General features: G+C 67.7%; 4 protein-coding genes. 3 read left to right on the forward strand and 1 reads right to left on the reverse strand.

Going from position 1 to position 11,885, the window contains the following annotated elements; genetic code table 11:
* Window positions 1–112: 112 nt before the first annotated feature.
* On the forward strand, window positions 113–1,204 hold the full coding sequence (locus QH168_RS03465) for an alpha/beta hydrolase (protein ID WP_348537568.1): 1,092 nt from the start codon (window positions 113–115) through the stop codon (window positions 1,202–1,204).
* A 19-nt stretch (window positions 1,205–1,223) separates the two neighbouring features.
* Here the strand turns inward: QH168_RS03465 and QH168_RS03470 are convergent, their stop codons facing one another.
* Window positions 1,224–3,431: an MMPL family transporter gene (locus QH168_RS03470; protein WP_280232916.1), complete on the reverse strand. Its 2,208-nt coding sequence runs from the start codon at window positions 3,429–3,431 to the stop codon at window positions 1,224–1,226.
* Between the two features lie 572 nt (window positions 3,432–4,003).
* Here QH168_RS03470 and QH168_RS03475 point away from each other — a divergent pair.
* Both QH168_RS03475 and QH168_RS03480 read left to right on the forward strand, forming a co-directional pair.
* Complete coding sequence (locus tag QH168_RS03475) at window positions 4,004–10,453, forward strand: type I polyketide synthase (RefSeq protein ID WP_280232917.1); 6,450 nt, start codon at window positions 4,004–4,006, stop codon at window positions 10,451–10,453.
* Between the two features lie 17 nt (window positions 10,454–10,470).
* A complete protein-coding gene (locus QH168_RS03480) occupies window positions 10,471–11,874 on the forward strand; it encodes a condensation domain-containing protein (RefSeq protein WP_280232918.1) in 1,404 nt (467 codons plus the stop codon).
* Window positions 11,875–11,885: the final 11 nt, after the last annotated feature.

Consider the following 11,885-nt stretch of genomic DNA (forward strand, 5'->3'; position numbering starts at 1 on the left):
GGGTGGCGCTGGCGAGGTCCCCAGACCTCGATCGATATGTCGCTGGCCGGAGGAATCCGGTCGTAGCCTCGACCGGACGATTCTGCATCCGATCCTCTGGGGAGGTGCCCGCGTGGATGTCAGCGCCGCCGAACCCGGTAGGGCCCGCGCGACACGTATCGCGGTACTGGTCTCGGCTCTCGTGTTCGGCTGCGGCGTCGGCCATGCACCGGCAGCACCGGGTACCGGCGGCGACGCACCGATTCCGGTGCGCGCGATGGCTGCTGCGCGACCGGCGGCCGACGGCTCGCATCTGGTGTCCGCCGGACAGGGGCCGGGTCGGATCATCGACCTGTCGGTCCACTCGACCGCCATGGGTCGGACAGTGGCGGTCGAAGTCCTTCCGGCAGCCGATGTTTCGAGGCCAGCGCCGACGCTGTATCTGCTCAATGGTGTCGACGGCGGTTCGAGCACCGGGGTCTGGAGCGACGGCAGCAATTGGTTCACCGAAACGGATGCGGCGGACTTCTTTGCCGATAAGCAGGTCAATGTGGTGATGCCGGTCGGTGGCGGTGCCAGTTTCTACACCGATTGGCGCGCCGACGATCCGCAGCTCGGTCGACACCGGTGGACGACCTTCCTCACCGAGGAGCTGCCGCCGGTGATCGACTCGGCACTACGAGGCACCGGTGTCGACGCGGTGGCTGGATTGTCGATGGCGGCCGCCGCGGTGTTCCGGCTCGCCCTCGCGGCGCCGCAGCGATTCCGGGCCGTCGCCTCCTACAGCGGCTGTGTGCGCACCAGCGACCCGCACGGGCAGGCGCTGGTCGATGCCATCGTGCTCGGGCACGGGGGTGATCCGCACAATCTGTGGGGGCCGCCGACGGATCCGCTGTGGTCGGCGAACGATCCCTATCTGCGTGCCGAAGAACTCCGCGGCACCGCGATCTATGTGTCCACGGGCAACGGCTGGCCGGGCCCGTTGGACACCCTCGACGGCCCCGGTATCGACGGCAACCCGGTGACATTGGCCGATCAACTCGTCCTCGGCGGCGTCCTGGACGGCATCGCCCATGCGTGCACCCGGCAGTTGCGGGACCGATTGCGGGAACTGGACATTCCCGCCACCTTCGACCTCCGTCCCAGTGGCACCCACTCCTGGGGCTATTGGGAGCAGGACCTGCACAATTCTTGGCCGCTGCTCGAAGCGGCGATCACCGAATGAGGTAGGCGCGGACAATCGTTCAGCGCGCGCCACCGGCGGTGGGCGCCGCGTCATCGGCGGACATCGCGGCTTTTTCCTGACCGTCGACCGGCGTCCGCGGACTGCGCCGCATCCATCTGGGCGCCCACCAGCAGGCCTCGCCCAGCAATCGCATGCTCGCGGGTACCAGCAGCACTCGAAGGACCGTGGCGTCGATGAGCAATGCCGCGACCATGCCGAACGCGATGTACTGCATCATCAGCAGGTCCGAGAGCGCGAACGCGCCGGTCACGATCAACAGGATCAAGGCCGCGGCGGTGATGATCCGCCCGGTGTGGGCGACCCCCGATCGGATCGCCTCGGTCGTCGACGCGCCTGCCGCACGTGCCTCGACGATGCGGGAGAGCAGGAATATCTCGTAGTCGGTGGACAGGCCGTAGATCACCGAGACGATCACCACCAGCACCAGCGCCATGATCGGCTGTGGCGTGACTCCGAGCAGTTCGGCGCCGTGACCGTCGATGAAGATCCAGGTGAGGATGCCGAGCGTGGCGCCGAGCCCGAGCAGGTTCATCGCCGCCGCCTGGATCGGCAGCACCAGCGAACCGAAGGTCAGCGCCATCAGCACGGAGGTGGCGAAGAAGACCAGCGCGATCAGATACGGCATCCGGTCGACCAGCGCGTCCACGCTGTCCTGCTCGACGGCGGGCTGACCACCGACCAGCAGAGTGGCGCCCGGCGGTAGCGGCATCGAACGCAGATGGTCGATGGTCTGTTCGGCATCGCCGGAGGCATCGAGCACGGTCTGGGTGGTGAACACATTGGGTTGGGCGGGTCTGCGCAACAATGCGGGGAAGGGGGCCGCCAGGCCCGGCGCTTGGTTGGCTCTGGCCAAGACCGTGTCGCCGGCGTCGGTGTCGAAGGTGACGACGACGAGGTCGATCGGATTGATGCGGCGCAGCGGGAACAGCTCGTCGAAATGCTGCTGCGCGAGCCGGGTCGGATGCTCCGGCGGCAGGAATCGTTCGTTGATGGAACCGAAGGCCAGACCACGCATCGGCAGGATCAGCAGCAGCAACCCGAGACATACCGTGATGGCCACCGCGAGTGGCCTTTTCATGACGCGTGCGGCGATGCGGCCCCAGATATTGTCCGGTTCCTGATTCGGGGCGGCGACCGTGCGGAACCAGTCGACGCCGAACCGGTCCACCCGCCGCCCGAGGAGCGCCAGCAGGGCGGGCAGCACCGTGAGTGAGGTCAGCGCGGCCAGCGAGACGGTGATGATGGCGCCGAAAGCGAAAGATTTCAGAAAGCCCTGCGGGAACACCAGAATGGCGCCGGCGGCGACCACCACGATGGTGGCGGAGAACAAGACGGTGCGGCCAGCGGTCGACACCGTGCGCCGCACGGCATCGGGTACGTCGCGGTCGTCGGCGAGTTCTTCCCGGAACCGGCTCAGCACGAACAGGCCGTAGTCGATGGCCAGACCGAGCCCGATCATCGACACCACCGGTGAGACGAACGAATTCACCTCGGTGACCGTGGTGAGCAGCCGGAGCAGGCCCCAGGCGCCGAGCACGGTGAGCGCGCCGACGATCAGCGGCAGCGCGGCGGCGACCACACCACCGAAGAGGAAGAACAACAGCACCGCCACGGCGGGGATGGCGAACAGTTCCACGCGCCGCTGATCATGGGCCATGGTGTCGTTCAACGCACCGGCCACCGGTCGACCGCCGGCCACTTCCATATCGACGCCGGGTAGGTCGAAAACGTCGGCGACAGTGCGGAAATTGCGCATCTGCGCGGTGTCGTCGGCACCGTTGACGGCGAGGGAGGCGAAGGCATGGCGCCGGTCGTCGGAACCGAACACCTCTGGCATCGCCAGTCCGGTGTCGGTGGGCCAGTAGGCGCCGTTGACGCGGCCGATCTGCTCCGGGAAACGTTGTGGCAGTTCGTTCAACCACGCCACGATCGGCTCGGCGAATCCGGGATCGTCGACGGTGGCGCCATCGGGTGCGTGGAACAGCAGGATGATGTCGGCGCTGTGATCGGGGCCGAACACCTCATCGCGTAACTGGGCCGCGCGCACCGATTCCGAGCCCGGATCGTCCCAGCCGCCGGAGCCGAGCTGGGCGCCGAGACCGAGCCCGTACCAGCCGAGTGCGAGCAGCGCGGCCACCATGACGCCGAGGACGGTGAAACGTCGCCGCACCACGATATCGGCCCAGTGTGTCAACTCGGCGAACAATTGTCGCCTCCCCATTCATCGCGCGGATCGCACCCGGTCTGCTGTGACGCGACACCGTCTCCGTCGGGCATCATCGGACAAGGCGGTATGAAAGATGTCCTCACGTATTCACCCGGCGATTTCGCGGAATGGTCGAAACGTTCCGGTGCGTGAGCGAGGACCGTGGCGACGATACAACTCGCAGTCGGGTTTCACCGTCCGATCACGCCCATTTCCGCGCGGTCACAAGGGCCGCAGGTGAACCGTTGTGACACATGTGCATCGGGGGTGTTCCGGTCACTGACAGCCGAGGCTTCATATGCGCGAGATGCGCTGAATTACGGTGATGAGCAGGTCTTTCCCCTCGCATCTCCTCGTCGATGACCGCGGTGCGGGCCATCAGCGGCTGGGCGGGGTCACAAGTCGTGACGGTCGAACCACGGGAGAGATGCCAAACTCTGCCGATTCTTTTCTGCGCCGATTTGTTCGGTCCTAGTTTGGCTTCATCGGTCGACTGCGTAGGGCCGCATGAGACGTGTGTGATCGCCGAGACGGTATCGGCGATCGCCATTACCGAGACACCGGAGGAATGTGTGTCTGATATTGCCATTGTCGGTATCGGTTGTCGGTTCGCGGGTGGAATCGACTCACCGGAAACATTCTGGGATTTCGTGATCGAGAAGCGCGACGGCGTCGTCGACGTGCCCGCGGATCGGTGGGACTACCGCCGCTACTACGACCCCGAACCACGCACACCGGGGCGCGCCTACACCAAGCGCGGCGCGTTCATGACCACTGATCCCTGGGAGTTCGATCCCGACTTCTTCGGTATCTCACCGCGTGAGGCCACCGTGCTCGATCCGCAGCAGCGGCTGATGCTCGAGGTCACCTGGGAAGCGCTCGACGACGCGGGGCTCGCGGGTCGCGCGGCAGGGGAGTCGGTGGGTGTGTACGTCGGCGGGTTCGTGGTGGACCAGTCGGTGATCGGGGTGGTGGGGCCCGCGCTGTTCCACACCGATATGCACACCCCGGCGAGTGCGTCCTACACCATGCTGTCGAACCGGATCGCCTACGCGCTGAACCTGGTCGGGCCCGCGATCACCGTGGATACGGCGTGCTCGTCGTCGCTGGTGGCGCTCCATCTGGCCTGCCAGGCCCTCGACAACGGTGACTGTGAGGTGGCGCTGGCCGGTGGCGTGAACGTGATGTTGCAACCGGAGACCTTCGTCCTGATGTGCAAGGGCGGCTTCCTCGCCACCGACGGCCGCTGCAAATCCTTCGATGCCGCCGCCGATGGTTACGGACGCGGCGAAGGCGCCGGGATGGTGGCGTTGAAGAAGCTCGACGACGCGGTGCGTGACGGTGACCGTATCTACGCGGTGGTCAAGGCGACCGGGTCCAATCAGGACGGGCGCACCACCGCCATCACCGTGCCGAATGTCGATTCGCAGGAGGCGCTGGCGCGTGCGGTGTGCGCGCGTTCGGGACTGGCGCCGGAATCGATCACCTATCTCGAAGCGCACGGCACCGGAACCCTCGTGGGCGATCCGGTCGAGCTGCGGGCGCTCGGCCAGGTGTTCGGCGCGCCGACCGGTCGGACGGGCAGTGTCGGCGTCGGTTCGGTGAAGGCGACGATCGGCCACACCGAGGCCGCAGCGGGCGTGGCCAGCGTCATCAAGGCGGCCCTTGCCATCCAGCACCGTACGCTGCCGCCGCAGGGCTGGCTGGACCAGCAGAACCCGGACATCCCTTTCGACGAACTCGGTCTGCACGTGCAGACCGAGGCACAACCGCTGCCCGCGGACGCGCCGCCGATGTCGGTGGCGGTCAATGGTTTCGGCTACGGCGGCACCAACGCCCACGCCATCCTGCACGAGTTCCGACCTGATTCGCCCGCGCCGCGGCCGAGCCGCACCCACCTGGGCATCCTGCCCATCTCCGCACGCGGCACCGCCGCCGCTCGGGCACTTGCGGGCCGGTTCGCCGATCTGATCACCGCGGGCGCCGACCCCGATCATCTCGCCGAAGCGGCGTGGACGCGGATGGCGCACCACCCGTACCGCACCGGTGTACTGCTCGGTGAGTCCACCGATGACCTGGTGCGGGATCTGCGCGATTACGCGGCGGGCGAGGGGCGTGACGCGTCGAAGACCATCGTCTCCCGCAGCGCGGAACCGGTGTTCGTGTTCTCCGGTATGGGCCCGCAGCACTGGCAGATGGGGCGCGGCCTACTGGCGGCGGGTGGCGCCTTCGCCGCGGCGGCGGCCGAGATCGACGCGGAGTTCCGCGCGATCTCCGGGTGGTCGATCATCGAGGAACTGCGCAAACCGCAAGACGATTCGCGCGTCACCCGCACCGAGGTGGCCCAGCCCGCCAACTTCCTCGTCCAGGTGGGTCTGGTGCGTGAGCTGGCCGAGTACGGCATCACGCCCGCCGCGATCGTCGGCCACAGTGTTGGCGAGGTGTCGGCGGCATATGTGAGCGGGATGCTGTCGCTGTCGGATGCGGTGCGGGTGGTCTATCACCGGGCCCGGTTGCAGGCGAGCACCGCGGGCACCGGCGGCATGCTCGCCGTCGGCCTCACCGAACAACAGGCGATCGAACTCATCGGCGACGATCCGCGCATCGATATCGCCGCGGTCAACAGCCCCACCTCGCTCACCCTGTCCGGTGCGGTGCACAGGCTGGACGAACTGGCCGAAAAGCTCACCGAGGACGGTATCTTCGCGCGCCGCCTGCGGGTCGAGGTGCCCTATCACAGCAGGCTGATGGGGCCGATCGAAGCCGAGCTGCGCGAAGCGCTCGCCGAGCTGACGCCGCGGCCGCCGACGGTGCCGCTGTACTCGACGGTCACCGGCGCACCGGTCACCGAGGGGGACTGGAACGCCGAATACTGGTGGTCGAATGTGCGGCAGCCGGTGCGGTTCGCCGCTGCCATCGGCGCGTTGACGGCCGCGGGCAGTCGTGTCTTTCTCGAGGTCGGCCCGCATCCGGTGCTGTCGGGCAATATCCGCGAGGTGCTGCTCGGCGCCGATGTCAACGGGACGACGGTGGCGACCCTCGATCGCGAACAATCCGATTCGGTGAGCATGCGCCGCACCCTCATCGGTCTGCACGCCGCCGGTGTGCTCGACCGCGATCGGCTGTTCCCGCCCGACAGCCCACCCACCCCGCATCTGCCGCTGCCGCGCTATCCCTGGCAGCGCACCCGGCTGCATTCGGCGCTGCCGCTGTTCGAACAGGCGCGGCTCGGCACGCCGAATTCCTATGCGATGCTCGGTGATCCGGATGTGGAGGGCCGCCCGGAGTGGTTGTTGCAGGTCGGCACCGAGTTGTTGCCGTGGCTGGCCGATCATGTGGTCAATGGGATCAAGATCATGCCGGGCGCTGCCTATCTCGATGCCGCGCTCAGCGCCACCGCATCGCGGATCGGGAGCAAACAGGTGGCGTTGGAAGGTGTTCGGTTCGTCGCACCGCTGATCATGGGCGCACCGGATGTACCGCTGGTCGCGGTGAGCGTCGAGGAGGCCAGTGGCCGATTCCTGATCAGATCGCGCAGTGCGACCGGCACCGCGTGGACGGTGCACGCGTCGGGGCGGACCTTGACAGGCAGTCATGAGCCGACGGTGGTGCGGGTCCCCACGATCGATGTCGGTATCGACGTCGATCCCGCGATGTTCTATTCCGGTCTCGCCGCCGCGGGATTGCAGTACGGCCCGTCGTTCCAGCGGGTGACCTCGGTGCGGGTCGGCAAGGACGCCGTGGTCGCCACCGTCGACGGCGCCATCGCCGCAGGTTCCGGGCATCTGGCGCATCCGGCGGTGGTGGACGCCGCGATGCAGTGCGCGGCCCTGCTGTTCGCCGATGAACGCATCGATGAAGGTGTACTGGTTCCGGTCGGTGTGGCCGCGGTCCGGCTGCTCGCCGAACTCCCCGCAACCATCACCGTGGTCGCGCGCCGTGACCCGCAGGCCAGGCTGCGGGCCGATGTGGATCTGCTCGACGGCGATCACATGCTGGTCGCGCGGTTGACCGGTGTGCAGATCGGCGCGCTGAAACCCGGCGACTATCCGCTGCACCGGATGGCCGACTTCTACTACAGCGACACCATGGAAGAACGCGACCCGATCGACCCGGCGGCCTTCGCCGACGCCGGTTCGGTGACCACCGTGATCGTGCAGGTGGGGGAGGGCGCCAGGGCGGGCGAACTCGCGGCCGCATGCACGGGCTCACGGTTGTATGTCGCCGACCGAGGCCAGAACCTGGAATCCGATCTGGTGGCGAATCTGCGTGCGGCGACAGCGGAGGGGACCGACCGGCTGCACGTCTGCGTGGTCGCCGGTGCGATCGACGACGATGTGGCCGCCCTGTGGACGTTGAAGCGCATCGCCGTCGCGGTGGACGAATTCGCCAACCCGCCCGCCGAAGGCGATTCCCCGCAATCGGTGTTCGGGGACGGCGTCGTGCACGCCACCCTGGTGACCGAGCGCGCCTTCACCCTGCCCGGCAGCCCGGTCGCACCGGACCCGCGTCAGGCCGCCCTGGCCGGTGCGCGGCGGGTGCTGCTCAATGAGCAGACACCGTTGCGGTGGCGTCTGGTCGATATCGAACCGGGCACCGCGACGACCGATCTGCTCGCGGAACTGGCCGTGCCGGGCGCTTTTTCGCACGACAACTGCGATGAGGTGCTGCTGCGGGACGGCAAACGCTGGGCGCCGGTGGTGACCAAACCCCTGCCCGATCGCCTCGAGGAGCTGGACGCGGTGCGACCGCTCACCGATCCCGAGGTGAACTTCGAACTCGATATGCCACGGACCCGGCTGCTGTCGGCGCTGGCCTGGCGCGAATGCCCGCGCCCGGCGCCGGGCGCCGGTCAGCTCGAGGTGCGGATGCAGGTCATCGGGCTGAACTACAAGGACCCGCTCAAGATCATCGGGCTGCTCGGTGAACGTGAACTGGCGCCCACCTATTTCGGCACCGTGCCCGGTATGGAAGGGGTCGGAACCGTGGTCGGGGTCGGTCCCGGAGTCGAGGACGTCGCGGTCGGCGATCTGGTCGCGGTGGCGGCCAAGGGGATGATGCGGCGCTTCGCCGTCGTCGACCGGCAACTGGTGGTCGCCCTGCCCGCCGGTACCGATCCCGGCCACTGCACCAGCACCATCGCCTTCGGCACCGCCGAATACGCCCTGCTGGATCTGGCCCGCCTGGAACCGGGGGAGACGGTCCTGATCCACGGCGCGGCCGGTGGCGTCGGCACCGCCGCCATCCAGGTGGCCAAGGCACGCGGCGCCCGCATCATCGGCACGGCGAGCACCGACGAGCGTCGGGCCCATGTGCTCGCCCTCGGCGCCGACTACGCGGTGAACTCACGCTCGCTCAATTTCGTCGACGATGTGCTCGAACTGACCGGCGGCGCGGGCGCCGACGTGATCATCAGCAGCGCGCCGGGCGAAATCCTGCGGCAGAATTTCAATGCCGCTGCCGAATTCGGGCGCATCGTGGAGGTCGGCAAAGCCGATATCTACACCGGCGGCCTGCTGGAACTGGCCAATTTCGACAAGAACCTCGCCTACTACTCGATGGACCTCGACCGCCTGGTGGCGGTGAGTCCGCGGCGACTGGCCCGACTGCTGGAGCGAGTGTTCGAGAAGGTCACCGACGGCACCTATACGCCGCTGCCGTACCAGCTGTTCGACACCGACGAGGTGAGCAAGGCTTTCGAGGAAACCCTGCGCTCATCACGCCCGGCCCGCATCGCCCTGCGAATGGACGCACCGCAGCCATCGGTCCGGCCGTACCTGCCCGAGGTCGAGATCAGCGGTACCGCGACCTATCTGATCACCGGCGGTTTCGGCGGGTTCGGTTTGGCCATCGGGCGCTGGCTGGCTCTGCGCGGCGCACGCCGACTGGTCCTGCTCGGGCGCAGTGGTCCGGCCACCGAGGAAGCGCGGCAGCAACTCTCGGCCTGGCGCACGCTCGGCCTCGAGGTGGTCGAGGAGCGCGCCGACGTCGCCGACGCGGCCGCGATCGCCGAAGTGGTGGCACGGGCCCACACCGAACGCCATCCGCTGCGCGGAGTGTTCCACGCCGCCGGTGCCGTGGCCGACAACCGGATCAGCAAGATGGAACCCGAGCAACTGGACCGGGTCTACCGGCCGAAGGTGCACGGCGCGCAGGTGGTGCACCGGGCCGTCGCCGAGGCCGATATCGCACTGGACATGTTCGTGCTGTGCTCCTCGGGCGGCTCGATGTACGGCATCTACGGCCAGTACAACTATTGCGCCGCCAATGTCGCGGTCGAGGCACTGGCCGAGACCTGGTCGCGGGCCGGTGAACGGGCGCTGTGCATCGGCTGGGGCCATCTGTCCGGCGCCACCGGCGGTATGGCCGCCGACGAGACCGCCGAAAAGTACCTCGACCTGGTGGGATTCGGGCCGATCGACATGGCCGACGCCACCGCGTACATGGAGCAGACACTGCGACTCGGGGTATCGCGCGCGGCGATCATCCCCACCGACTGGGCCAAGCTGACCGGCACCTTCCCACAGCTCACCCGGACCGGCCGCACGATCGCACTGGCCAAGGCCTCCGCCAAGGACACCTCGGAACTGGCGCGGCTGCGCGCGGAACTGGCGGCCATGGAGGAGGCCAAGCGTGGACCGCATATCGCCCGCAAGATGGCCGAGGAACTGGCCGTCGTCATGGGGGTGCCGGTGGAGTCGATCGATATGACGATCCCGGTCCCCGAACTCGGGTTGGACTCACTGATGGCGGTCGAGCTGGGCGCGCGCGTCACCAAAGCGCTCGGCATCGACCTGATGTCGTTGCAGATGGGTCGGTCGTTCAGTTTGGAACAGGCCGGTCCGAAGGTGGCGGAGCTGATCCTCGCGCACGAGACGGGTTCCGCGCCGACGGCGCCGGACCCGGTGATCGTGGCCGCCACCGCGAACGGGTCCACCGGGCGCACCGGCGACGATCCGGCCGCGAACGGGTCGGCGTCGAACGAGAGCGTCGACGAAACGTCGATGGCCGTGGCGCGGTAGGGAAGGGGTTTCTCGCCATGGTCGATTTCGGTCTCATCGACGAATGGGAGCCCGCGCCAGGGCGGCTCATCACCTGGGTCGCGTCCCCGGCGTCGCTCGAACGCGCCCAACAGGCTCCGGTGCATCCGGCCCCGCCCTCACTCCAACAGGAACAGTATCTGCGGCAGGCCGATCGGCACGCGCACGCGGAATTCCGGTTCTCCGGGCTGTGCCTCGTCACCGCCGAGATCCCGCTCGCCGACCTCGATCGGGACGTGATGACGCGGGTCATCCACCAGTTCCTGATGCGCCACGACACCTTTCGCACCTGGTTCGCGATCGCACCCGGCGGTGCGCTGCGCCGACATCTGGTGCCGGAGGACGCGGTCGAGTTCATCCCCGTCGACTACGGCATGCTCGATGACCCCGCAGCGATCCGCAGTCACGTCGAGAAGACCACGCCCGGCCCCTTCCACTGGGACTGCTTCACCTTCGGTGCGATCGAACACGGCGAGTCGACCACGGTGTATCTCGCCGTCGATCATCTGCACACCGACGGTCTCGGGCAATACCTGTCGGCCTCCGATTTCGCCCAGCTGTACGCGGGCCAGCTGTCGGGCGAGGAGCAACCGCTGCCACCCGCGGCGAGCTATCTGGACTACTGCGTCACCGAGCGTGAGCACAGCGCGCGGCTGACGCTGTCCTCACCGGGCGTACGCAAATGGCTGGAGCTGCTGCGCGGCAACGACAACCGGCTGCCGACCTTCCCACTCGATCTCGGCAAACGCTGCGACGGCTACAACCGCAGCGCACACCGCAGCATCCTGCTGCTCGACGAGGAGGATGCGAGCAGATTCGAACGGGTCTGCCGGGCCAGTGACGCCGAATTCGTCGGCGGCGCATTCGCGGCCGCCGCATTGGCCGAACGCGAACTCACCGGTTCCGACTACTACTTCGGCATGACGCCGATCAGTACCAGAACCTCGGCCGCGGAAGGCAATTCGGTGGGCTGGTATGTGACGCTCGTGCCCGTCGCGTTTCCGCTCGGGCCGAGTACGCCGTTCGCCCGTGCGCTGACCATCGCGCAGCGCGCCTACGAGAACGGGCTGCGGTTGGCGCCCACCTCCTTTCACCGGGTGCTCGAACTGCTACCCGCCGATTCGGAGATCAAGGCCGAACCGGGCTGGGTCACCCCGATGATCTCGTTCATCGACGCGCGGGATTTCGCCGGTCACGAATTCTTCGACGAGATCACCGCCGGGGTGTACGCCAACCGCGCCGCATCGGAGGAGGTGCTCATCTGGATCAATCGGCTGCCGTCGGGGACCTGGTTGAGCGTCATCTATCCGGGCACCGAGGTGGCGCACGCGTCCGTCGACCGGTACGTCACCGCCATGGCATCGGTGTTCGCGGCGATCGCCGCGACCGCGCAACCCAGCTGACCAGGAGGATA

Origin of the sequence: Nocardia cyriacigeorgica (assembly GCF_029868385.1) — a bacterium.
Taxonomy (GTDB): Bacteria; Actinomycetota; Actinomycetes; order Mycobacteriales; family Mycobacteriaceae; genus Nocardia; species Nocardia cyriacigeorgica_F.

Excerpts from the sequence above, each read along its gene's own strand:
- QH168_RS03480 (WP_280232918.1), top strand. The coding sequence starts at position 10,471 with ATGGTCGATTTCGGTCTCATCGACGAATGGGAGCCCGCGCCAGGGCGG.